Origin of the sequence: Cupriavidus sp. TMH.W2 (assembly GCF_050847365.1) — a bacterium.
Classification (GTDB): Bacteria; Pseudomonadota; Gammaproteobacteria; order Burkholderiales; family Burkholderiaceae; genus Cupriavidus.
In genome coordinates this window covers 383,714-406,932 of the sequence record NZ_CP193792.1, presented here as the reverse complement: position 1 = coordinate 406,932, position 23,219 = coordinate 383,714, and the positions used below count along the sequence as shown (strand labels likewise).

At 66.9% G+C, this 23,219-nt stretch carries 24 protein-coding genes; 8 read left to right on the top strand and 16 right to left on the bottom strand.

Annotated elements, in window-relative coordinates:
- Positions 1-14: 14 nt before the first annotated feature.
- Positions 15-1,397, bottom strand: coding sequence for a M16 family metallopeptidase (locus tag ACREYQ_RS01920; RefSeq protein ID WP_432259124.1), 1,383 nt, complete (start codon positions 1,395-1,397; stop codon positions 15-17).
- A 9-nt stretch (positions 1,398-1,406) separates the two neighbouring features.
- Positions 1,407-2,966, bottom strand: coding sequence for a M16 family metallopeptidase (locus tag ACREYQ_RS01915; protein WP_432259123.1), 1,560 nt, complete (start codon positions 2,964-2,966; stop codon positions 1,407-1,409).
- 217 nt (positions 2,967-3,183) lie between these two features.
- On the opposite strand from ACREYQ_RS01915, the gene ftsY reads away from it, so the two are divergent.
- Positions 3,184-4,293: a signal recognition particle-docking protein FtsY gene (ftsY, locus tag ACREYQ_RS01910; RefSeq protein WP_432259122.1), complete on the top strand. Its 1,110-nt coding sequence runs from the start codon at positions 3,184-3,186 to the stop codon at positions 4,291-4,293.
- A gap of 82 nt (positions 4,294-4,375) precedes the next feature.
- Here ftsY and maiA read toward each other — a convergent pair whose 3' ends face one another.
- Positions 4,376-5,023, bottom strand: coding sequence for a maleylacetoacetate isomerase (maiA, locus tag ACREYQ_RS01905; RefSeq protein WP_432259121.1), 648 nt, complete (start codon positions 5,021-5,023; stop codon positions 4,376-4,378).
- Between the two features lie 4 nt (positions 5,024-5,027).
- The gene (locus ACREYQ_RS01900) at positions 5,028-5,729 is read right to left on the bottom strand and encodes a fumarylacetoacetate hydrolase family protein (protein WP_432259120.1); all 702 of its coding nucleotides are present in this window, start codon (positions 5,727-5,729) and stop codon (positions 5,028-5,030) included.
- 254 nt (positions 5,730-5,983) lie between these two features.
- On the opposite strand from ACREYQ_RS01900, the gene ACREYQ_RS01895 reads away from it, so the two are divergent.
- The 5 genes from ACREYQ_RS01895 to ybiB all read left to right on the top strand — a co-directional run bounded on the left by ACREYQ_RS01895 (position 5,984) and on the right by ybiB (position 11,156).
- Positions 5,984-6,625, top strand: a complete 642-nt coding sequence (locus ACREYQ_RS01895; RefSeq protein ID WP_432259119.1) for an ANTAR domain-containing response regulator — start codon at positions 5,984-5,986, stop codon at positions 6,623-6,625.
- Between the two features lie 366 nt (positions 6,626-6,991).
- The gene (locus ACREYQ_RS01890) at positions 6,992-8,302 is read left to right on the top strand and encodes a CmpA/NrtA family ABC transporter substrate-binding protein (RefSeq protein WP_432259118.1); all 1,311 of its coding nucleotides are present in this window, start codon (positions 6,992-6,994) and stop codon (positions 8,300-8,302) included.
- Between the two features lie 52 nt (positions 8,303-8,354).
- Positions 8,355-9,260 carry a nitrate ABC transporter permease gene (ntrB, locus tag ACREYQ_RS01885; RefSeq protein WP_432259117.1) on the top strand — a complete coding sequence of 302 codons (906 nt, stop codon included), beginning with the start codon at positions 8,355-8,357 and terminating at the stop codon, positions 9,258-9,260.
- A gap of 18 nt (positions 9,261-9,278) precedes the next feature.
- Positions 9,279-10,082, top strand: coding sequence for an ABC transporter ATP-binding protein (locus ACREYQ_RS01880; RefSeq protein WP_432259116.1), 804 nt, complete (start codon positions 9,279-9,281; stop codon positions 10,080-10,082).
- A 75-nt stretch (positions 10,083-10,157) separates the two neighbouring features.
- Positions 10,158-11,156, top strand: a complete 999-nt coding sequence (gene ybiB / locus ACREYQ_RS01875; RefSeq protein ID WP_432259115.1) for a DNA-binding protein YbiB — start codon at positions 10,158-10,160, stop codon at positions 11,154-11,156.
- Between the two features lie 8 nt (positions 11,157-11,164).
- Here the strand turns inward: ybiB and ACREYQ_RS01870 are convergent, their stop codons facing one another.
- Positions 11,165-12,040, bottom strand: a complete 876-nt coding sequence (locus tag ACREYQ_RS01870; protein WP_432259114.1) for a pirin family protein — start codon at positions 12,038-12,040, stop codon at positions 11,165-11,167.
- 352 nt (positions 12,041-12,392) lie between these two features.
- On the opposite strand from ACREYQ_RS01870, the gene rpoH reads away from it, so the two are divergent.
- Positions 12,393-13,322, top strand: a complete 930-nt coding sequence (gene rpoH / locus ACREYQ_RS01865) for an RNA polymerase sigma factor RpoH (RefSeq protein ID WP_432259113.1) — start codon at positions 12,393-12,395, stop codon at positions 13,320-13,322.
- Positions 13,323-13,426: 104 nt separating this feature from the next.
- Here rpoH and ACREYQ_RS01860 read toward each other — a convergent pair whose 3' ends face one another.
- The 5 genes from ACREYQ_RS01860 to ACREYQ_RS01840 form a co-directional block, all read right to left on the bottom strand.
- A complete protein-coding gene (locus tag ACREYQ_RS01860) occupies positions 13,427-14,047 on the bottom strand; it encodes an SCO family protein (RefSeq protein WP_432259112.1) in 621 nt (206 codons plus the stop codon).
- A gap of 115 nt (positions 14,048-14,162) precedes the next feature.
- The gene (gene cyoE, locus ACREYQ_RS01855) at positions 14,163-15,107 is read right to left on the bottom strand and encodes a heme o synthase (RefSeq protein ID WP_432259111.1); all 945 of its coding nucleotides are present in this window, start codon (positions 15,105-15,107) and stop codon (positions 14,163-14,165) included.
- Positions 15,104-16,216, bottom strand: a complete 1,113-nt coding sequence (locus ACREYQ_RS01850) for a COX15/CtaA family protein (protein ID WP_432259110.1) — start codon at positions 16,214-16,216, stop codon at positions 15,104-15,106. The genes cyoE and ACREYQ_RS01850 overlap by 4 nt, the downstream gene beginning before the upstream one ends.
- 10 nt (positions 16,217-16,226) lie before the next feature.
- A complete protein-coding gene (locus tag ACREYQ_RS01845; RefSeq protein WP_432259109.1) occupies positions 16,227-16,877 on the bottom strand; it encodes an SCO family protein in 651 nt (216 codons plus the stop codon).
- Between the two features lie 78 nt (positions 16,878-16,955).
- Positions 16,956-17,723, bottom strand: a complete 768-nt coding sequence (locus ACREYQ_RS01840) for an SURF1 family protein (RefSeq protein WP_432259108.1) — start codon at positions 17,721-17,723, stop codon at positions 16,956-16,958.
- A gap of 78 nt (positions 17,724-17,801) precedes the next feature.
- Between ACREYQ_RS01840 and ACREYQ_RS01835 the strand changes: the two genes are divergently transcribed.
- Positions 17,802-18,011 (top strand): twin transmembrane helix small protein, encoded by a 210-nt coding sequence (locus ACREYQ_RS01835; protein WP_432259107.1) that lies wholly within the window; start codon positions 17,802-17,804, stop codon positions 18,009-18,011.
- Positions 18,012-18,143: 132 nt separating this feature from the next.
- Here the strand turns inward: ACREYQ_RS01835 and ACREYQ_RS01830 are convergent, their stop codons facing one another.
- The 6 genes from ACREYQ_RS01830 to coxB all read right to left on the bottom strand — a co-directional run bounded on the left by ACREYQ_RS01830 (position 18,144) and on the right by coxB (position 23,178).
- Positions 18,144-19,004 carry a cytochrome c oxidase subunit 3 gene (locus ACREYQ_RS01830; protein ID WP_432259106.1) on the bottom strand — a complete coding sequence of 287 codons (861 nt, stop codon included), beginning with the start codon at positions 19,002-19,004 and terminating at the stop codon, positions 18,144-18,146.
- Between the two features lie 145 nt (positions 19,005-19,149).
- Positions 19,150-19,374 (bottom strand): DUF2970 domain-containing protein, encoded by a 225-nt coding sequence (locus tag ACREYQ_RS01825; RefSeq protein ID WP_432259105.1) that lies wholly within the window; start codon positions 19,372-19,374, stop codon positions 19,150-19,152.
- 40 nt (positions 19,375-19,414) lie between these two features.
- On the bottom strand, positions 19,415-20,035 hold the full coding sequence (locus ACREYQ_RS01820; protein WP_432259104.1) for a cytochrome c oxidase assembly protein: 621 nt from the start codon (positions 20,033-20,035) through the stop codon (positions 19,415-19,417).
- A 17-nt stretch (positions 20,036-20,052) separates the two neighbouring features.
- The gene (locus ACREYQ_RS01815; protein ID WP_432260341.1) at positions 20,053-20,187 is read right to left on the bottom strand and encodes a cytochrome oxidase small assembly protein; all 135 of its coding nucleotides are present in this window, start codon (positions 20,185-20,187) and stop codon (positions 20,053-20,055) included.
- Positions 20,188-20,266: 79 nt separating this feature from the next.
- Entirely contained in the window at positions 20,267-21,874 is a 1,608-nt protein-coding gene (ctaD, locus tag ACREYQ_RS01810; RefSeq protein WP_432259103.1) for a cytochrome c oxidase subunit I, read from the bottom strand.
- A gap of 38 nt (positions 21,875-21,912) precedes the next feature.
- On the bottom strand, positions 21,913-23,178 hold the full coding sequence (coxB, locus tag ACREYQ_RS01805) for a cytochrome c oxidase subunit II (protein ID WP_432259102.1): 1,266 nt from the start codon (positions 23,176-23,178) through the stop codon (positions 21,913-21,915).
- Positions 23,179-23,219: the final 41 nt, after the last annotated feature.

Genomic DNA, 23,219 nt, shown 5'->3' with positions numbered 1-23,219 from the left:
AGGCGGCGCCGCCATCACTGCCCGGCAGCGGCTGCGGACGCGGCAACCGGGCCGCCGACGATCACCGTCGCCATGCTGTCCGGGTGCACATGGCGCTGGAAAGCCGCCTTGACCTGTTCGCGCGTGACCTTGCCGATCTGCGCGGTCCAGCTGTCCAGGTAATCCAGCGGCAGCCCGTACCAGCCGATATTGGCCACGTTGGTCAGCAGCTTGCGGTTGTTGTCGATGCGCAGCGGGAATCCGTTGACCAGGTTGTCCTTGGCCGCGCGCAGCTCCTTGTCGGTGGGACCCTCGGCGACAAAGCGCGCCAGCACCTGGCGCACCAGCGCCAGCGCTTCATCGGTCTGCGCCTTCTTGGTCTGCAGGCTGATGCCGAACGGGCCCGGCTGCTTGGATGGTGCGAAGTAACTGTCCACGCCATAGGTCAGGCCGCGCTTTTCGCGCACCTCGTCGGTCAGGCGCGAGCTGAAGCCGCCGCCGCCCAGCACGTAGTTGCCCACCAGCAGCGCGAAATAGTCGGGGTCGCCCCGCGCGATGGCCGGCTGGCCGATCGCCACGCTGGATTGCTGCGCCGGGTGCGGCATGCGCTGTTCGCTGGGCGCGATCTTCAGGCGCACCTGCGGCATCGCCGGCGCCGCGCTGCCCGGCGGCAGGCCGCGCGTAAGCTGCTCGGCGATGGCTTCGGCCTGCTTGCGGTCGACCGCGCCGATCAGCGTCACCACCGCGCGCTGCGCGCCGTAGTTGTCGCGCCAGAACTTGACGACGTCATCGCGCCGGATCGACGTCACGCTGTCCGGGGTCGCGGCCACGCCATAGGGATGGTCGGGATACATGGCCCTGGCCAGCGCCTTGTCGGCGATCACGCCGGGCTTGGCGTCGGCTTCGCGGATGGCGGTGATCAGCCGCTGCTTCTCGCGCCCGACCACGGCGTCCGGGTAGGTCGGCGCCTTGATCAGCTGCGCGGCCAGCGCGACCGACTGGTCCAGCTCCGGCTGCGCGGTCAGCGTGCGCAGCCCGATGCCGCCGCGGTCGCCGCCGGCCGCGCCGCCAAAGGCGGCACCGGTATCGGCAAAGGCGTCGGCGATCTTCGCTTCGTCGCGCGCCGGCTGGCCGTCCTGCGCCGCCGCACCCTTGTCCAGCAGCGCGGCCGTCAGCGTAGCCAGCCCGGCCTTGCCCGGCGGGTCATAGCGGCTGCCCGCGTCGAAGTCGATATTGATATCGAGCATCGGGATCGACGGGCTGTGCACGAAGAACACCTGGGCGCCGGTGGAAGCGGTCCAGTGTTCGATCGGGATCGCGGCCTGTGCCAGTTGCGCGGCCAGCAGCATGGCGGCGCCCAGCGCCGCGCCGGCGAACTTGCGCAGCGCACGCTGCGGGGTGTTGACGTATTCAGTCATCGCCTTTCCTCAATGGCGCAGGCCCGCCGGGGCCTGGGACTTGGGCTTGTTCGGATCGATCGGCTGCGGCACCAGCGTGGCCACGGTCAGGTTGTCGTCGTTGAAATACTTCGCGGCGACGGCCTGCACCTGCTCCGGCGTGACGGCCTTGATCTTGTCGAGCATGCGGTCGATCCGGCGCCAGGAGATCTCCGAGATCTCCGAGACGCCGATCTCCATGCCCTGCCCGAATACCGAATCGCGCTTGTAGATCTGGCCGGCCACCACCTGCGCCTTGACGCGCTTGAGCTCCTCCGGCGACACGCCTTCCCTGGCGATGCGCTGGACCTCGGCGCGCAGCGCGCGCTCGATCTCGTCGGTGTTGTGGCCCGCGGCCGGCGTGCCGTCGAGCACGAACAGCGATTCGCCGCGGTTGATGCTGTCGTAGCCGACATTGACGTCGTCGGCCAGGCGCTGCTCGCGCACCAGTTCGCGCGTCAGGCGCGCGTTGTCGTAGCCGTTGAGCACGGCCGACAGCACTTCCAGCGCGTAGGGATCGACGTCTTTCTCGACATCACGCAGGCGCGGCACCTTGTAGGCCATCACCATGTACTGGTTCTCGGCCGGCGCCTTGACCCAGATGCGCTTGATGCCCTTCTGCGCCGGCTCTTCCTGGTCCTTGCGCAGCGGCAGCGTGCGCGGCTTGAGCTTGCCGTAGTAGCGCTCGGCCAGCGCGCGCACTTCCTCGGCCTTGACGTCGCCGGTGACGATCACCATGGCGTTGTTGGGCACATACCATTGGCGGTACCAGTCCTTGACGTCGTCCACGCGCATATTGACCAGGTCGTCCATCCAGCCGATCACCGGGTGGCGGTAGGCGGCGGCGGTGTAGACCGTGGCCAGCAGCTGCTCGTAGACGGTGCCGCGCGCGGAGTCGTCGGTGCGCAGGCGGCGTTCTTCCATCACCACCTTCATCTCGCGCTCGAACTCATCCTTGGTGATGATGAGGTTGGCCATGCGATCGGCCTCCAGCTCCATCATCCTGGGCAGGTACTGCTTGCCGATCTGCTGGTAGTACAGGGTGAAGTCGCGGTTGGTCATGGCGTTCTCACGCCCGCCCAGCGCCGCCACCTGCTTGGAGAACTCGCCCACGCCGACCCTGGGCGTGCCCTTGAACATCATGTGCTCGAGCATGTGGGCCACGCCGGTGGTGCCGCTGACCTCGTCGATGCCGCCCGCGCGGTACCAGATCTGGTGCGCCACCGTAGGAGCCCGGTGGTCTTCCTTGACGATCAGCCGCAGCCCGTTGGACAGGCGGTATTCGGTCGTGCCCTGCTCGGTCGCGCCGGCCAGGGCGGTCTGCGTGCCGGGCCTCGATGAGGCCACGGCTTCCTGCGCCCCTGCCGGCATCGACCAGGGCAGCAAGGCCAGCAGCAGCGCGGGAAGGACTCGCCGCGCAAGGCGCGCGGCGCGGGCAGCGTGCGTGGAAAGAAATGGTTGGGAAGATGGTGCGTGGCGTTGGATGCGCGCTTGGGCCCAGGCTTTGGTGCCTGGTGCGCCCGCCGCGGTCAGGACAGCGCAATGGTTCATGCGACCCCGTCTGCTAGAATTTTGCCGATTGACTCACGTGCGCAAGGCTGCGCGCATGAATCTGCCATGTAGCGAACTATACGCAATCGCCGGCCGGGACCACAACGGTTTCTCCCCAGCCAGCGCGACGCCTGCGTAACCCATTGATTTATAACCGGTTGCCTGCTGGCATTGGCTGCCGCCAGGGTATCGGCCCCGGTATTGACCCCATTCCCCAATGTTTAGTTTCTGGAAGAAGCGCAAGGCCGAGCCCGCGCCCGTCGAGGCGCCCGCCCCGGCCCCCGCTCAGGTCGAGGTCCCCGCACCCGCTCCTGCACCGGCCCTCATGCCTGCGCCAGTCCCGGCGCCGGTGGCGGCTCCGGTCGCTGCACCGGTGCCCACCCCTGAGACGCTCGAACTGGTTCCGCCTCCGGCCCCCACCGCGGAATCGAAGCTGGGCTGGATGCAGCGCCTGCGTACCGGCCTGTCCAAGACCAGCCGCAACATCGGCACGCTGTTCGTCGGCGTCAAGGTCGACGAGGACCTGTTCGAGGAACTGGAAACCGCGCTGCTGATGGCCGATGCCGGCGTCGAAGCCACCGAATACCTGCTGGGCGAACTGCGCAAGCGCGTCAAGGCCGAGCGCATCGAGACCGCCGAAGGTGTCAAGGCGGCGCTGCGCGACCTGCTGATCCAGCTGCTGCGCCCGCTGGAAAGAACCATGGCGCTGGGCCGCGAGCAGCCGCTGGTGATGATGATCGCGGGCGTCAACGGCGCCGGCAAGACCACCAGCATCGGCAAGCTGTGCAAGCACTTCCAGAGTTATGACCAGAAGGTGCTGCTGGCCGCCGGCGACACCTTCCGCGCCGCCGCGCGCGAGCAGCTGACGATCTGGGGCGAGCGCAACAACGTCACCGTGGTGGCGCAGGAAAGCGGCGACCCGGCGGCGGTGATCTTCGACGCCGTCAACGCGGCCAAGGCGCGCGGCATCGACATCGTCATGGCCGACACCGCCGGCCGCCTGCCGACCCAGCTGCACCTGATGGAAGAGCTCAAGAAGGTCAAGCGCGTGATCAGCAAGGCCATGCCCAGCGCCCCGCACGAGGTGCTGCTGGTGATCGACGCCAATACCGGCCAGAACGCCCTGCAGCAAACCCGCGCCTTCGACGATGCGCTGGGCCTGACCGGGCTGATCGTGACCAAGCTCGACGGTACCGCCAAGGGCGGCATCCTGGCGGCGATCGCGCGCCAGCGCCCGGTGCCGGTCTACTTCATCGGCGTGGGCGAGAAAGTGGAAGACCTGCAGCCGTTCAAGGCGGATGAGTTCGCCGAGGCGCTGCTGGGGTAAGGCCCGCTACGCCTGAACGTCCAATTGGGTGCTCCCTCTCCCGCAGGCGTGGAGCAAACCCTCGGCACTGCGATTTGAGAAGTTATTCCGCGTCCGGCTGCGACTTTGGCTGAGCCGTCTGGAACGCCGGCAGTTCCATGCAGGCGTCGTAGACCTTCGCGATCGCCGGGAAGCTGCTCAGGTCGATATTGAAACGCTTCGCATTGAACGCCTGCGGCACCAGGCAGATATCGGCCAGCGTGGGCGTGTCGCCAAAGCAGAAGCGCCCGGCCTTGCCGCCACGCTCCAGGTTGGCCTGCAGCGACGCGAAGCCCAGCTCGATCCAATGGCGGTACCACGCGTCCTTGACCTCGTCGGTCACGCCCACGGTGTGCTTCAGGTACTTCAGCACGCGCAGGTTGTTCAGCGGGTGGATCTCGCACGCGATCTCCTGGGCCAGGCCGCGCACATAGGCGCGGTCCAGCGCCGTGCCGGGCAGCAGCTTCGGCTCGGGGTGGACCTCGTCCAGGTACTCGACGATGGCCAGCGATTGCTGCAGCACGTGCTCGCCATCGGCCAGCGCCGGCACCAGGCCGTCCGGATTGACCGCGCGGAACTCGGCCTTGAGCTGCTGGCCGCCTTCCTTGAGCAGGTGCACCGGCACATAGTCGTAGGTCAGCCCCTTGAGCTCGAGCGCGATGCGCACGCGGAACGAGGCCGAGCTGCGGAAATAGCTGTAAAGCTTGAGCATCGGATCAGACTACCTTGAGGGTGAGGTCGCCCACGCCACCGACGTGGCACTGCATGACGTCGCCCCTGACCACCGGGCCCACGCCCTCGGGCGTGCCGCTGAAGATCAGGTCGCCCGGCTGCAGCGCGAACAGCTTCGACAGGTAGGACACCATCTCCGGCACCGACCAGATCAGGTCGGACAGGTCGCCGCGCTGCTTTTCCACGCCGTTGACCGTCAGCGTCACCTCGCCCTTCTCCGGGTGGCCGATGGCCGATACCGGCACGATCGGGCCGATCGGCGCGGACTGGTCGAAGGCCTTGCCGGTCTCCCAGGGGCGGCCGGTCTTCTTCGATTCGTTCTGCAGGTCGCGGCGGGTCATGTCCAGGCCCACGGCATAGCCGAACACGTGGCCGGCAGCCTGGTCGACCGGGATGTCGCGGCCGCCCTTGCCGATCGCCACCACCAGCTCCACTTCATAGTGGCAGTTGCTGGTGCCCGGCGGGTACGGGAAGGCGCCTTCGGTGCCGTCGGCGACGTAGCTGACCGCATCCGACGGCTTGCAGAAGAAGAACGGCGGCTCGCGGTCGGGGTCCGAGCCCATTTCACGGGCGTGGGCAGCATAGTTGCGGCCGACGCAGTACACGCGCCGGACCGGGAAGCTAGCGTTGCTGCCGCGCACCGGCACGCCAACGGGCGCGGGCGGGGCGAACACGAATTCGGTCATGCATCTCTCCAGATTTGTTCTCATCGGTGCTGCGGCGCGGGGATGCAGGGTTGCCGGAGGCAGCCACCTGCGGCGTCGCCAGCAGACGCGCCCGGCGCAGCAGGGCAACAGGATACACCGCGCGGGTTGGCTCTGCGTACGACCGCATACAATGAAACAGGCATCCTCGCAGCGCCGCCGCACCGGACTGGCGCAGGTGACCCGATACTTACCCGGCGCGAATCTTGCATGGCGCACTGCAACAGAGCCTAGCCATGACACGACGCCATCCGCCCCCTTCGCCCACGACGCCCGCAACGCCCGCCGCCGGAGGCCGGGTGTTGCGCATCCTGCTCGTGCGCGACCCGCTTGACGCGGACCCGCTGAACGTCGAGACCATCCGCGGCGGGCTGGTGAGCGCGGGCTTTACCGAGATCCAGATCGTCGATGCCGACCTGCGCCTGCCGGACGTGATCACGGCCACCCAGCCCGACATGCTGATCATCGCGTCCGAGTCCGCCGCGCGCGACACCATCGAGCATGTCTGCGTCTCGACCCAGCATGCGCCGCGCCCGATCGTGCTGTTCACCGACAACGACGACAGCCAGCGCATCAAGGCGGCGCTGACTGCCGGCATCACCGCCTATATCGTCGACGGCCTGCGCGCCGAGCGCGTCAAGACCGTGCTCGACGTGGCCTACGCGCGCTTCGAGCTGGACCAGGAGCTGCGCGCCGAACTCGACGCCACGCGGCTGAAGCTGGCCGAGCGCAAGGTGGTCGAGCGCGCCAAGGGCCTGCTGATGCAGGCGCGCGGCCTCAGCGAGGAAGAGGCCTACAAGCGCCTGCGCAGCATGGCGATGGAGCGCGGCCTGAAGCTGGTGGACGCCGCCCAGCGCGTGATCGACGTGATGGGCTGAGCCGCTCTCGCCTGGCGCTCGCGGTGCGCCGCCGCACGCGCTTGGTGCACCGCACACTCCTGGCGCTTACCGCCAGAGCCGCCCCGGCGCCCCTGCCACCCGTATGCGGCGGCCTCCTCTCCGCGCGCACCGCGTCCGCCCAATTCGCCCCGATCCGGGACATAGCCGCCCATATTTGTTGCACCGCACAGGCTGGCACACGCCTTGCGTCATGCAGGTATCGGCCAACGGCGGCCGACCGACCATTCAGGCGGACACGGCCAACGCAGGCCGCGCCACGCCTCGGACAACGGCGTCCCTGCACCGCAACGGTCTTCTGGCGAAGCCGGCTGCGCAAGGGGACGCCCTTTTTCTTGGAGCCATGCAATGCCCTCTCGCCTCAGGTTTGCCAAGCCGCTGCACGCAGCCGTCCAGGATTCCGACTCGGCTGCCGACGCCGTGCCGGCCAGCACCGGCCGCCGCCGCGCGCTGGCCACCATTGCCGGCGCCAGCGTGATGACCCTGGTCGACCCGCTGGTGCGCGCCGGCGCGTGGGCAGCGGGCTCTGACGCGCCGGAGAAGGCCGACGTGCGTATCGGCTTTATCCCGCTGACCGACTGTGCCTCGGTGGTGATGGCGGCCACGCTCGGGCTCGACAAGAAATACGGGATCAAGATCACGCCGACCAAGGAAGCCTCGTGGGCCGGCGTGCGCGACAAGCTGGTCAATGGCGAGCTGGACGCGGCTCACGTGCTGTACGGCCTGATCTACGGGGTGCAGTTGGGCATCGGCGGCCCGAAAAAGGATATGGCGGTGCTGATGAGCCTGAACAACAACGGCCAGGCCATCACGCTGTCCTCCAAGCTGGCCGAGAAAGGTGTCAAGGACGGCGCCAGCCTGAAGGCGCTGATGATGAAGGAGAAGCGCGACTACACCTTCGCCCAGACCTTCCCCACCGGCACGCACGCGATGTGGCTGTACTACTGGCTGGCGGCCAACGGCATCAACCCGATGCAGGACGCCAAGGCGATCACGGTGCCGCCGCCGCAGATGGTGGCCAACATGCGCGTGGGCAATATGGATGGCTTCTGCGTGGGCGAGCCCTGGGGCGCGCGCGCCATTGCCGACAAGATCGGCTTTACCGCCGAGACCACGCAGGCGATCTGGAAGAACCACCCCGAGAAGACGCTGGGCACCACCGCCGAGTTCGTGCAGAAGCATCCCAACACCGCGCGCGCGATGGTGGCCGCGGTGCTGGAGGCATCCAAGTTCATCGATGCGTCAGCCTCGAACCGCCGCAAGACCGCCGAGACCATCGCTGCCAAGTCCTACGTCAACACCGACATGGACATCATCCTGGACCGCATGCTGGGCCGCTACACCAACGGCCTGGGCAAGACCTGGGACGACCCCGACGCGATGAAGTTCTACCAGGACGGCAGCGCCAACTACCCGTACCTGTCCGATGGCATGTGGTTCCTGACCCAGCACAAGCGCTGGGGCCTGCTGAAGGAACATCCGGACTATCTCGCCGTGGCGAAGCAGGTCAACCGCATCGACGTCTACAAGCAGGCTGCCACGGCGGCGCAGGTGGCGCTGCCCAAGTCCGACATGCGCAGCGCGAAGCTGATCGACGGTGTGGTCTGGGACGGCAAGGACCCCAAGGCCTACGCCGATGGTTTCAAGATCAAGGCCTGATGCAGGCCCTCCCCCGCTGATTCGCAGTGCCCCTGACAAAAAGGAGCCAGACGTGAATGCCATTGCCCACCCTGCGCCCGATGGTGCAACCGTAGCCGCCAGTGCCGATCCCGACACCAAGGAGCGAACGCGCCGGCGCGAGCAGGAAATCGCTGCGCAGGCCCGGCGCGCGCAACGGCGCGAGGCGGTCGCCGCGCTGGTGCTCAAAGCCGTGCCGCCGGTGCTGGGCTTTGCCCTGTTCGTGCTGGCCTGGCACGGCATCGCCACGATGATCCCGGCCATCCCCACACCGGGGGCGACCTGGAACGCCGCGGTGCCGCTGTTTGCCGACCCGTTCTACCGCAACGGGCCCAATGACCAGGGCATCGGCTGGAACGTGCTGGCGTCGCTGGCGCGCGTGGCGGCGGGCTTCGGCCTGGCCGCGGTGATCGGCATCCCGGCCGGCTTCCTGATCGGGCGCTTTGCCTTCCTGAACGCGATGACCGCGCCGGTGATCAGCCTGCTGCGCCCGGTCTCGCCGCTGGCGTGGCTGCCGATCGGGCTGCTGCTGTTCAAGGCGGCCAACCCGGCCGCGATCTGGGCGATCTTTATCTGCTCGATCTGGCCGATGGTGATCAACACCGCGGTGGGCGTCACGCGCGTGCCGCAGGACTACCTGAACGTGGCGCGCGTGCTCGACCTGTCGGAATGGAAGGTGTTCACGCGGGTGCTGTTTCCCGCGGTGCTGCCCTACATGCTGACCGGCGTGCGGCTGTCGATCGGCACCGCGTGGCTGGTGATCGTCGCCGCCGAGATGCTGACCGGCGGCACCGGCATCGGCTTCTGGCTGTGGGATGAATGGAACAACCTGAAGGTCGAGCACATCGTGATCGCGATCTTCGTGATCGGCATCATCGGCCTGCTGCTGGAGCATGCGCTGCTGGCGCTGGCCCGGCGCTTCAGCTACGGCACCAACTGATACGCGGGGAGCAACGCCATGGACAAGTTCGTCAGCATCGAAAGCGTCGGCCAGACCTTCAAGACCCGCAAGGGCCCGTTCGTCGCCCTGCGCGATATCCACCTGCAGATCGCCGAGGGCGAGTTCATTACGCTGATCGGCCATTCCGGCTGCGGCAAGTCCACGCTGCTGAACCTGGTCGCGGGGCTGGCCACGCCCACCGCCGGCGCGCTGATCTGCGCCGGGCGCGAAATCGCCGGCCCGGGGCCGGAGCGCGCGGTGGTGTTCCAGAACTATTCGCTGCTGCCGTGGCTGACCTGCTTCGAGAACGTCTACCTGGGCGTGGAGCGCGTGTTCGCGGCCGGCGAGAGCAAGGCGCAGCTCAAGGCGCGCACCCACGACACGCTGGCGCTGGTGGGCCTGACGCACGCCGAAAACAAGTACCCGCATGAAATCTCCGGCGGCATGAAGCAGCGCGTAGGCATTGCCCGCGCGCTGGCAATGGCGCCCAAGGTGCTGCTGATGGACGAGCCCTTCGGCGCGCTCGATGCGCTCACGCGCGCGCATCTGCAGGATGAGCTGATCAAGATCGTGGCGCGCACGCGCAGCACCGTGGTGATGGTGACCCACGATGTCGACGAGGCCGTGCTGCTGGCCGACCGCATCGTGATGATGACCAACGGCCCGGCCGCCACCATCGGCGAAATCCTGAAGGTGAACCTTCCACGTCCGCGCGACCGCGTGGCGCTGGCCGACGACAAGGCCTACCACGCCTGCCGCACCGCGGTGCTGGACTTCCTCTACCGCAAGCAGCGCAACCCGGCGCTGCAGGAAGCCGCGTAGTGCTTGCCTGCGGCGATGGGCGCGGCGGCCCTGCTCCGCTATCATGAACCCAGAACAGACTACCCCCACGCCGCCATGACCACATCAGCCGCCCCCTTCCCCGCCGCCCGCTATATCAAGGAAATTGGCCGCGGCGTCAACGGCGCCCGGGCGCTGCCGCGCGAAGACGCGCAGGCCTTGTTCGACGCCATGCTGGCCGGGCGCGTCTCCGACCTGGAGCTTGGCGCCATCCTGATGGCTTACCGCATCAAGGGTGAGGCGCCGCACGAACTGGCCGGCATGCTGGAGGCCGCCCATGCGCACTGCCAGCCGCTGGAAGCACCGCCTGACCGCCAGGTGGTGGTGATCCCCAGCTACAACGGCGCGCGCAAGCAGCCCAACCTGGTGCCGCTGCTGGCGCTGCTGCTGGCACGCGAGGACATCCCCGTGCTGGTGCATGGCACGCGCCTGTTCAACGGCCGCGTGACCAGCATGACGCTGTTCGAGGCGCTGGGCGTGCCCTTGTGCGCGACCACCGCCGAAGCCTCGGCACGGCTGCACGAAGGGAATGGCAGCGACCACGGGCCGCTGGCAGTGCTGCCGGTGGATGTGCTGTCGCCCGGGCTGTCGCAGCTGCTGGAGCGGCGCACCGTGATCGGCCTGCGCAATTCATCGCATACGGTGGCCAAGATGCTGCAGCCGGTCGGCGAGCATTCGCCGGCGGAAGGCTTGCGGCTGTACAGCTACACCCACCCCGAATACCGCGAGACGCTGACCGACTACTTTTCGCACGAACCCGCCAACGTCCTGCTGGCACGCGGCACCGAGGGCGAAGTGGTGTCTGATGCACGCCGCACCAGCCGCATCGACTGGATGCATGAAGGGCACCAGCAGACCCTGGTCGATCCGGCCGTGGGTTCGCTGGCCGAAGTGCCGGAACTGCCGCCCGGCAGTGATGCCGGCCTGACGGTAGCCTGGATCCGGCGCGTGCTGGACGGCGCGGTGCCGGTGCCGGCACCGCTCGCGATCCAGGTGGAGGCCATCCGCGAATGCCTGCGGCAAGGCACCCGCGTGACCTGGGCCAGCCCGGTCTGAGCCGGCCGTCAGGGCTTGCGCGGGGGCAGCGGGATGCGCTCGGTCTCGCCCGGCACGTGCGGGAACTGGTCGCTCTCCCAGCGCTGGGCGGCGGCTTCGATCGCCACCTTGCTGCTGGCCACGAAATTCCAGTAAATAAAGCGGTGCCCGTCGGTCGGGTCGCCGCCCAGCAGCATCACGCGCGACGCCGCCGTGGCCGTCAGCGTCGCGGGCTGGCCCGGGATGAGCACCACCATATGCTCGGCCGGCAGCGGCTCGCCGTCGAGCGCCACCGCGCCGTCGACCGGATAGATGCCGCGCTCGGCATGGGCGGCCGGGATCTCCACGCTGGCGCCCGCGTCCAGTTCAATGGCAACGTAGAGCGTGCGGCTGAAGACCTTGACCGGCGAGGTCTCGCCGAAGGCATCGCCGGCAATCACCACCATGCGCACGCCGGGCCGCTCGATGCGCGGCAGCGTGGCGGCGGGATGGTGGAAGAACGACGGCTCGGCGCCCTCATGCTCCTGCGGCAGCGCCACCCAGGTCTGGATGCCGTGCAGACGGGCGCCCGCGGGGCGCACATGCTCGGGCGAGCGCTCCGAATGCACAATGCCGTGGCCGGCGGTCATCCAGTTGACGTCGCCCGGGCGGATCGCCTGGTCGCTGCCCAGGCTGTCGCGGTGGATGATCTCGCCTTCGAACAGATAGGTGACGGTAGCCAGCCCGATATGCGGATGCGGGCGCACATCCGCACCCTGACCAGGTGGCAGTTGCACCGGGCCCATATGGTCGAAGAAGATAAACGGCCCGACGGTCTGGGTCGCCGCGGCCGGCAACAGCCGGCGCACGGTGAAATCGCCCAGGTCGCGCACATGCGGCTTGAGCAAGTGTTCGATAGCAGACATAACTCCTCCGGTGGAATAAGAGAGGCTTGCAGCACACTGACATGCCAGCGTGACGCCGCTTGGTCGAGTGTAGCCGCTGGTGCAACAACTCATTCCAGCAGCAGCCAGAACCCCCATGCCCCGCGCCGCTCTAATATCCATTACGCCGCACCGCAGGTATCGTTCCCGGCGCTCAATGTGATGAATAGCTATGCCATCAGCAAATGCCATCGACGGGAACTATCGCTGCCATCGAGACTCCAATTAGCACTCACCCGGCCTGAGTGCTAAGATGCGTTGCAGTGCTGCCGACTCCCAGGAGGAGGCACGGCACACCGGCAACCGAACCGCCGGATGCGAAAGGAGCCATTGCGTGAACGCAGTCTTGTCTGCTGATCAAACCCCGACGAACAACCGTCTGCCGACGGCGCCCCGGAACGCGGGCAGCTTTGCGCTGACCTTCCCGGCGACCGTAGGCAACCTCGACAGCTATATCCAGGCTGTCCACCGGATTCCGCTGTTGACCGCGGAGGAAGAGCAACGCCTGGCGCGCGATCTGCGCGACCACGATTCCGTTGATGCGGCCCGCCGCCTGGTGATGTCCCATCTGCGCCTGGTGGTGTCGATCGCCCGCCAGTACCTGGGCTACGGCCTGCCCCACGCCGATCTGATCCAGGAAGGCAATATCGGCCTGATGAAGGCCGTGAAGCGCTTCGATCCCGAACAAGGCGTGCGCCTGGTGTCGTACGCGATGCACTGGATCAAGGCCGAGATCCACGAGTACGTGCTGAAGAACTGGCGCATGGTCAAGGTGGCCACCACCAAGGCCCAGCGCAAGCTGTTCTTCAACCTGCGCAGCCACAAGCAGGGCGCGCACACGTTCACGCCGGAGCAGGTCGAGGCCGTGGCGCGCGAGCTGAACGTCAAGCCCGAAGAAGTGATGGAGATGGAAACCCGCCTGTCGGGCGGGGACCTGGCGCTGGAAGGCCAGGTCGACGACGGCGAGGAAGAATTCGCCCCCATCGCCTATCTGGCGGATAACCACAACGAGCCCACCCGCGTGCTCGAGGCCAAGCGCCAGGACCGCATGCAGGTCGAGGGGCTGGAAGAGGCCCTGGGCAAGCTGGACGAGCGCAGCCGCCGCATCATCGAGGCACGCTGGCTCAATGTCGAGGACGACGGCTCCGGCGGCGCCACGCTGCATGAACTGGCCGACGAGTTCGGCGTGTCGGCCGAGCGCATCCGCCAGATCGAAGCCGCGGCAATGAAGAAGATGAAGGGCGCGCTGCAGGCCTTCGCCTGATCCGCTCCCAGCCATGCAAAAGGCCGGTCCACTGGGCCGGCCTTTTTGTTGCCCGCGACACAGTGGGTGCGACGTTATGCCGCACCCCTTCGCGCCCCCTTATGTCACGACAGCAGCTGTTTCAGGTCGTGGGCAATCGGTTCCGGACCCTGGCCATGGCGGATGAACAGCCGCAGCTTGCCCTCCGGATCGAAGACATAGCTGCCGGCGGAGTGGTCCACCGTGTAGTTGCCGGGCGAGCTGCCCGGCACCTTGGCGTAGAACACCTTGAAGTCCTTGGTCACCTTCTGCAGCGCGGCCTCGTCGGCGGGGCGCAGCCCCACGAAGCGCGCGTCGAAGGCGGGCACGTACTGGGCCAGCAGCGCCTGCGTGTCGCGCTCCGGGTCGACCGTGACGAACAGCACCTGCACACGGTCGGCGTCCGGCCCCAGTTTTTCCATCACGGCCTTCAGTTCGGCCATGGTGGTGGGGCAGACATCCGGGCAGTGGGTGTAGCCGAAGAACATCACCACGGCCTTGCCCTTGTAGTCGGCCAGGGTGCGCACCTTGCCGGTGTGGTCGGTCAGCGAGAAGTCCTTGCCGAAGTCAGCGGCGCCGGTGATATCGACATTGCGGAACGAAGCCTTTTGCTGCCCGCAGGCGGCCACGGCCAGCGCAAGCACGGCCAGCAGGGAGAAGCGGCGGAAGGCGGCGAACAGGCCAGAGGCGGGGCTTGGGCGGGGCATGGGGAGGAAACCGGTCAGCGGTGGGAGGGATACAGCACGCAGTATCGCCGATCGTGCCGCGGCGCCGCGCCGGCCGCGACAAGATGCCGCAGCCGGCCAGGCCCGGTGGCACAGGTCAGACCTGCGGCACGAACTTGAAGTAGTGGTCGACCAGCAGCGCGGCGAACAGCAGCGACAGGTACAGGATCGAGAAACGGAAAGTGCGCTGCGCCAGTTCGTCGGAATAGTTGCGGTACATCTTCCAGGCGTAGGCCAGGAAGCCGGCGCCCAGCGCCAGCGCGGCGGCCAGGTAGATGTAGCCGCTCATGCCGTAGACAAAGGGCAGCAGCGTCGCCGCGATCATGATCAGCGTGTACAGCAGGATATGCAGCAGCGTGTAACGCTCGCCGTGCGTGACCGGCAGCATCGGCAAGCCGGACTTGGCGTAGTCGGCGCGGCGGTACAGCGCCAGCGCCCAGAAGTGCGGCGGGGTCCAGGTGAAGATGATCAGCACCAGGAACCAGGCCTCGGCCGGCACCTCGCCCGCCACCGCGGCCCAGCCCAGCGCCGGCGGCATCGCCCCCGACAGCCCGCCGATGACGATGTTCTGCGGCGTGGCCGGCTTGAGCAGGATGGTGTAGACCACCGCGTAGCCCAGGAAGGTGGCAAAGGTCAGCCACATCGTCAGGTCGTTGGCGTAGGCGTGCAGCAGCCACATGCCGGCGCCGCCCAGGATGGCGGAAAACACCAGCGTCTGCGGCGTGGTGATCTCGCCGGTGGCCGACGGACGCCATGCGGTGCGGCGCATCAGTGCGTCGATCTTCTGCTCGACCAGGCAATTGATGGCGAAGGCCGCGCCGGCCAGCAGCCAGATGCCGGCGGCGCCGCCGATCAGCACGCGCCATGGCACCATGCCCGGCGTGGCCAGGAACATGCCGATGATGGCGCAGAAGACGGCCAGCTGCGTCACGCGCGGCTTGGTCAGGGCGGCATACTGCCGGGCAAGGTGCCGCATTCGGCTCAACTTGCCCAGGGGATGGGGGTGTGTAGCGGTAACCACGGAAGGGGTCTTGTCTTTCATGTGGCGCGGGCGGCGTTCGGCGCGGCGGCTGTGGCGCCGGCGGCCCGCACCGTCAGCCCAGCGAGCCCTATATTGTAGTGGAGGCGGACCAGCAGCAGCAGGAGCACCGCCGCGCCGCCGTTGTGCGCGACCGCGGCCACCAGCGGCCAGTCGAACACGATATTGGACATCCCGGTCGCCAGCTGCAGCGCCAGCACGGCCAGCAGCCAGCCGGCGGCACGCCCCAGCCCTTCCAGCCGGCGCGCGCGCAGGCCGAACCACGCCAGGTAGCCCAGCACGACAAAGGCAAAGCCGCGGTGCACCCAGTGGATCGCCACCAGCGCCGCGTGCGGAATGTAGTCGCCGTCGGCTGTCATGCCCAGCTGGCGCCACAGCGTGAAGCCGTGGCGGAAGTCCATCTCGGGCACCAGCTGGCCGTTGCACAGCGGGAAGTCGGTGCAGGCCAGCACGGCGTAGTTGGTGCTGACCCAGCCGCCCAGGAAGATCTGGATCACCAGCAGCAGCAGGCCGATGCGTACCGGCCAGCGCAGCCGCGCGGCCTGCGCCGCGACCGCGTGCGGCGGATCGTTGCGCGAGCCCAGCTGGATCAGCGCCGCCAGCAGGGCCATGCCCAGCATCAGGTGCGTGACCACGATGACGGGCTGCAGCTTCAGGGTCACGGTGAAGGCGCCGAACGCGCCCTGCACGCACACCAGCAGCAGCACCCCGGTAGCGAACCACGGCGATTGCTTCAGCTCGCGCCGCCTGACCCACGCCAGCACCATCAGCGTGATGATCAGCACGCCCACCGCCATGGCGAAGTACCGGTGGATCATCTCGATCCACGCCTTGGCCAGGGTCACCGGGCCGCTGGGCAGCGCGGTCTCGGCCGCGCGGATCGGCTCCATCGCGGCGTGCGGGTTGGAATGCCCGTAGCAGCCGGGCCAGTCAGGGCAGCCCAGGCCGGAGTCGGTCAGCCGCGTAAAGCTGCCGAACATGATCAGGTCCAGCGTCAGGAACGCCGTGATCCAGGCGAGCTTGCGGTACTTGTTGCGGTCCCCTTTCACCAGCACGTAGGACAGCGGAAACAGCGCGATCAGGATGCCGATGATGGCCAGTTGCAGCAGCATGCCGTCCCCTTCACCCGATGCGCGAGACCTTGAGCAGCTTCTTCAGGTCGCCGCTCAGCTTCTTGGGGTCCGGGTCCTGCGGGAAACGCATCATCAGGTTGCCCAGCGGGTCGACCAGGTACAGCGTGTCCTCGGCGCGCTTGCCGGGCTCGGCCGGCAGCCACTGCCGGGCGGCCTGGCGGTCGATGCGCAGGAAGCGCACGCCGGCATAGGGCTCGTTGTAGGCGGCGACGAGGCGCTCGTCGATCTTGCCGTCGTCCGTGACCAGCCACACCGGCACGATGCGCTCGCGGTCCTGCCCCTGCCCGGCGCGGATCTGGCGGATGGTGAAAAGCTTCTTCGCGCAGGCCTCGTCGCAGCCGGACGGATCGGCGCTCACCAGCAGCCACTTGCCGCGGAACTGCTCCAGCGGCACCGCCTGGCCCTGCTCGTCGGCGACGCGCACCGGCGGCATCGGCCGCTGCGGCTCGACCAGCGCACCGTAGTTGGTGGCACCGCCGCGCGGCTTGATCACGTAGTAGGTGAAGTAGGAGGCAATCACCGGCGAGGCGCATACCAGCAGCAGCATCAGCATCTGCAGGCGGCCGCGGTGCGTGCCCGCGTCGATGCGGGGATCCGGCGGCGAGGCCGCGGCGGCCGGAGTGGAGTCTTGCTGTGCCATGGAGTACGTCTGTCCTTTGTCTTCGGCGAGCGCATGCGCCTGTTCGGGGCGCATGCGGTCATGTCTCATGTCATTCGATTACGGAGCCGCCAGCCGCCGCGCGCGGCGCCAGCCCAGCACGATCACCAGCACCACCGTCAGCGCGGCCAGCCCGAACCACTGGAAGGCATAGCCATAGTGCCGGTCGGCGCCCAGGTCGGCCGGGGCCCAGTCGCGCGCCAGGCCATCGCCGGTATCGCTGCGCTGCTCGAGCACCAGCGGATGCAGCGCGAGGCCGGATTCGGCGGCATAGGCGGCGAGATCCACATTCTGGCGGATCTTGCTGCCGGCGGCGTCGTGGCCCAGGCTATAGACCCGCGGCACGGCCGCCAGTGCCGTGCCTTCGATGGTGACTTCTCCGTCGGGCGTCGGGAACGCCGCAATCCGGGTGCGGTCCTGGGCATCGCGCGGCAGCCAGCCGCGCAGCACCAGCACCGCCTGGATGGCGCCATCGGCACCTGGCGGGGCGGTCGGGGAAGCGGAAATCCGCAACGGCGTCAGTACCAGGAAGCCGGCGCGGCTATCCCCGGGCTGGCTGCCATTGCCGTGGGGGCGATTATCCAGCAATACCGTGCGGGCCGTGTCGAAACGCCCGGTCACGCGGACGGTGCGGTCGGTCACAACTTGTGACAGCGGCGCCGTGCCCAGCACCACCGGCGGCAGCGCCGACAGCGCCTGCAGCCGCGCGGCCCGGGCTTCCTTCTCGTGCGCACGGTTGAGCTGCCAGTTGCCCAGCGCGCAGGTCACGGCGATCACCACCAGCGCGGCGGCCAGCGGCAGCGGGCTGAAGAAGCGGCGCAAGGTCATCGTCCCACCGGCACTGCGAATTTCGGCCCGGTGCGATAATGCCTTTTTCCGCCGCGCTTTCCGCCAACCCGCCCCGCCATGCGCATTGTCATCATCATTGCCTTCATCCTGATCATCGCCAGCCTGGCCTCGGCCTTGTTCTTCATGATGCGCGACCGCGGCAAGACGCCCAACATGATGCGCTCGCTGATGCTGCGCGTGGGCTTCTCGGTGGCGCTGTTCCTGTTCATCCTGTTCTCGAACTGGATGGGCTGGATCCACAGCACGGGTATCCGCGTGGCGCCCTGAGTTCCCGGCCGCGCCGGGCTCGCAAAAGACAAACGCCGCAGGCTGGACAACCTCTGCGGCGTTTCTCTTTTGCGCTGGCGCCGGCGGCCCGGGTCTGTCCCCTGGGCCCGCCGGCGGGTACGGCAGCCTGATTTACAGCCAGTACACCACGACGTAGAGGAACAGCCACACCACGTCAACGAAGTGCCAGTACCAGGCGGCGCCTTCGAACGCAAAGTGATGATCGGGCGTGAAGTGGCCCTTCAGCACGCGGATCAGCACCACCGTCAGCATGATCGCGCCCATGGTCACGTGGAAGCCGTGGAAGCCGGTCAGCAGGAAGAAGGTCGAACCATAAATGCCCGAGGTCAGCTTCAGGTTCAGTTCCGAATAGGCGTGCATGTACTCGTACGCCTGGAAGCACATGAAGATCGCGCCCAGCAGGATGGTCAGCACCAGGCCCTGGATCAGCTGGCTGCGCTTGCCGGCCAGCAGCGCGTGGTGCGCCCAGGTCAGCGTCAGGCCGGACATCAGCAGCAGCGCGGTGTTGATGGTCGGGATCGGCCACGGGCCCATGGTCTGGAAGGTTTCCACCACGCCGGCCGGGCCGTTGTTGGGCCACACGGCGGCAAAGTCGGGCCACAGGATCTTGTTGTTCAGGTCGCCCAGCCACGGCATGGCGATGGTGCGGGCATAGAACAGCGCGCCAAAGAAGGCCGCGAAGAACATCACTTCGGAAAAGATGAACCAGCCCATCGACCAGCGGAACGACAGGTCGATGTTCTTGCCGTACTGGCCCCCTTCCGATTCGCCAATGGCGTCGCCGAACCAGCTCTTGAGCACAAACAGGAACCACAGCAGGCCGAAGCCGCACAGGTACGGCGCCCAGCCTTGCCCGTTCACCCAGCCGGCTGCGCCGGCGCCGGTCATCAGCAGGCCGAAGGCTGCCGTGATCGGGTGACGCGACGGGCCCGGTACGAAGTAGTACGGAGCGTTTGCGCGGTTCGCACTCATTCTTTTATCTCCAGCTCAGAGTCTTTGATTCAGTAATCGTTGTCCCCGCCTTGGCACTGCAGGCCACCCGCCTCCTGTGGGCCGGCCCCGCCGCCGCGGTTGCTTTGTTCTGCGACTGCTTTTGTTGTCTACCCTTCCTGCCCTGCTACGCTGCCGCCTGGCTCACCACCACGCGCACGATCACCACCAGGATCGCGATGAAGACCGCCGCCGCGATCAGGCCGGCGATCACCACGTGCACCGGGTTCAGCCGCGCCATGTCGCGCTCGTGCTCCGCGCCCTTGCGCAGGCCGATGAACGACCACAGCACCGCGCGCATGGTCTGCGCAAACGACATCTTGCGCCTGACCGCGTCCTTCATCTCGTCCATCGCCCGTCCTCCGCATTGCCGGCCTGGCCGGCGGCCCGCTTCAGATGCCCTTGCCCGCCGGTGCCGGCTGCGGTGCCAGCTGGCCTTCGGGCGCCTGCGCCACCGGCGCGCCCACCTCGAAGAAGGTGTACGACAGCGTAATGCTCTTCACATCCTTGGGCAGCGCGGGATCGATCACGAACACCACCGGCATCTCGCGCGCCTCTTTCGCCTTGAGCGTCTGCTGCTTGAAGCAGAAGCACTCCAGCTTCTTGAAGTACTCGGTCGCCTGCTTGGGCGCGTAGCTCGGGATTGCCTGCGCGGAGATATCGCGCGACTGCCCGTTGGCCACCTCGTAGACGATCGTCGTCATCTCGCCCGGGTGCACTTCCATGCTGTTCTTCACCGGCCGGAAGGCAAAAGGCCCGCGCGCGTTCGAGTCGAACTCCACCGTAACGGTGCGGCTCTTGTCGACCTGCGTGTTCTTCAGCGAGCCGCCGTACAGGTCCCGCGTCGTCACCACGTTCAGGCCGGTAATGTCGCAGATCTTCTTGTACAGCGGCACCAGCGCGTAGCCGAAGCCGAACATCAGCGTCACGATCACGATCAGCCGCAGCATCATGCCGCGGTTGAAACGCTGCTCGGCTTCCCGGCTTGCCTGGTCCTGCTGGTCGACGCTCATCTCACTACCCTGCAGCTTCAGCCAAGGAACACCATCTTGGCGAAGAACCCCAAAAAGAAAACCACCACGATGGAAAACAGGATCAGGCCAAGGCGCCGGTTGGCGGCTTTCTGGTCCGGTCGGGATGGGTTTTTGTCTGGAGCCTGCGTCATTGCTGCTACTGCCTTCATCTGCCGGCTCGGGAGGCGGACCGGCGGTCCGCCTCCGAAACCTTGTTGCGTGGCGCGCCGTTTAACGGACTTGCGGCGGCACTTCAAAGGTATGGAACGGTGCCGGCGACGGCACGGTCCACTCCAGGCCCTCGGCGCCATCCCAGGGCTTGTCCGCGGCCTTCTCGCCACCGCGGTACGACGGCAGCACCACGAAGAAGAAGAAATACACTTGCATCAGGCCGAAGCCCAGCGCGCCGATCGACGCGATCGCGTTGAAGTCCGCGAACTGGGTCGGGTAGTCGGCATAGCGGCGCGGCATGCCGGCCAGGCCCAGGAAGTGCATCGGGAAGAAGGTCACGTTGAAGAAGATCAGCGAACCCCAGAAGTGGATCTGGCCGCGGGTTTCGTTGTACATGAAACCGCTCCACTTCGGACCCCAGTAGTAGAAGCCCGCGAACAGCGCAAACAGCGAGCCGGCCACCAGCACATAGTGGAAGTGCGCCACGATGAAGTAGGTGTCCTGCAGCTGGATGTCGATCGGGGCCACGGCCGGCATCAGGCCGGTGAAGCCGCCGATGGTGAACACGAAGATAAAGCCGATCGCGAACAGCATCGGGGTCTCGAAGGTCATCGAGCCGCGCCACATGGTGGCGATCCAGTTGAAGATCTTCACGGCGGTCGGCACCGCGATCAGCATGGTCGCGTACATGAAGAACAGCTGGCCGGTCACCGGCATGCCGGTCGTGAACATGTGGTGGGCCCACACGATGAACGACAGGATGGCGATCGAGGCGGTGGCGTACACCATCGAGCTGTAGCCGAACAGGCGCTTGCGGGCGAACGCCGGCACCACGTGCGAGATGATCCCGAACGCCGGCAAGATCATGATGTAGACCTCGGGGTGGCCGAAGAACCAGAAGATATGCTGGTACATGACCGGGTCGCCGCCGCCGGCAGCCGAGAAGAAGCTCGTGCCGAAGTGGCGGTCGGTCAGCACCATGGTGATGGCGCCGGCCAGCACGGGCATCACGGCGATCAGCAGGTAGGCGGTGATCAGCCAGGTCCAGCAGAACATCGGCATCTTCATCAGCGTCATGCCCGGGGCGCGCATGTTGAGGATGGTCACGATGATGTTGATCGAGCCCATGATCGACGACGCGCCCATGATGTGCATCGCGAAGATGGCCATGTCCATGCCCGGGCCCATCTGCACCGACAGCGGCGCGTACAGGGTCCAGCCGGCGGCGGTGGCGCCGCCCGGGGCGAAGAACGAACCGGCCAGCAGCAGCGCGGCCGGCGGCATCAGCCAGAAGCTGAAGTTGTTCATGCGCGCGAACGCCATGTCGGACGCGCCGATCTGCAGCGGGATCATCCAGTTGGCGAAGCCGACGAAGGCCGGCATGATCGCGCCGAACACCATCACCAGGCCGTGCATGGTGGTGAACTGGTTGAACAGCTCGGGGCGGAAGAACTGCAGGCCCGGCTCGAACAGCTCCAGGCGGATCAGCAGCGCCAGTACGCCGCCCGACAGCAGCATGGTGAACGAGAACAGCAGGTACAGCGTACCGATGTCCTTGTGGTTGGTGGCAAACAGCCAGCGGCGCCAGCCATGCGGATGATCGTGGGCGTGATCATCATGCGCGTGGTCGTGCGGATGGGCGATCGCGTCCGGGGTAGCAGTACTCATCGCAAATGCTCCTCTAATCCTGTTCTTTCTTCAGCGAGTCAGCCTGCGGCGCGGTTGCCCGCGAGGCTGGCCTGCTTGTCCGTTGCCTTGTCTGCGGGCTTGGCGTCTGCCTTCGGGGCAGCATCGCCGCCAGCGCCGCCGCCTTCCGGGAACTTGCCCGCGCGGGCATTGACGAAATCGCTAGGCTGGATCACTTCGCCGGTCTTGTTACCCCAGCTGTTGCGGGTGTAGGTCATGACCGATGCGAGTTCCGTGTCCGACAGATGCTTCCAGATCGGCATCGCGTTCTTGCCTTCCAGCAGGATGTGCATCTGGCCGGCCTTCGGGCCGTTCACGATCTTGGAGCCGTCCAGCGCCGGGAATGCGCCGCCGCCCTTGCCGTTCGGCTGGTGGCAGACCGCGCAGTTGGCGGCGTAGACCTTCTCGCCGCGGACCTTCATTTCGTCCAGGGTCCAGGTCTTGTTGGGATCGTCGGCCTTGGCCGCCAGCTCCTTCTTCTTGCCGTCGACCCACTTGGCGTAGTCGGCGTCGGAAACCACGCGCACCACGATCGGCATGAAGGCGTGTTCCTTGCCGCACAGCTCGGCGCACTGGCCGCGGTACACGCCGGTCTTCTCGGCCTTGAACCAGGTGTCGCGCACAAAGCCGGGGATCGCATCCTGCTTGACACCGAAGGCCGGGATCATCCAGGCGTGGATCACGTCGTTGGCGGTGGTGACGATGCGGATCTTCTTGTTGACGGGCACCACCAGTTCGTTGTCCACCTCCATCAGGTAGGTGTTCGACTTGGGCTGCTCGTTGTTGATCTGCTCGCGCGGCGTGGTCAGGGTCGACACGAAGGAAATGCCTTCGCCTTCGCCCTTCAGGTAGTCATACCCCCACTTCCACTGGTAGCCGGTGGCCTTGATGGTGATGTCGGAATTGGTGGTGTCCTTCATGGCCACCACGGTCTTGGTGGCCGGCAGGGCCATGGCGATCACGATGATGAACGGGACGATGGTCCAGATCACTTCGACCGTGATGCTTTCGTGGAAGGAAGCAGGCTTGGCACCCTTGGCCTTGCGGTGCTTGAAGATGGAATAGAACATCACGCCGAACACCGCGACGAAGATCACGGTGCACATGATCAGCATCATCCAGTTCAGCCAGTGAATCTGTTCGGCGATCTTGGTGACCGGCTCGGTCAGGTTGAGCTGGCGCACGGCGGGGCCGCCCGGCATGTCGCTGACCGCGGACGCCGCCTGGCTGGCAAGCAGGGACGCCCCGGCCAGACAAACTGCGGATGCCTTCTTCCACATTTTCATTTGTTATCTACCCAATTTACAGATTCAAATCTGTCCCCGCC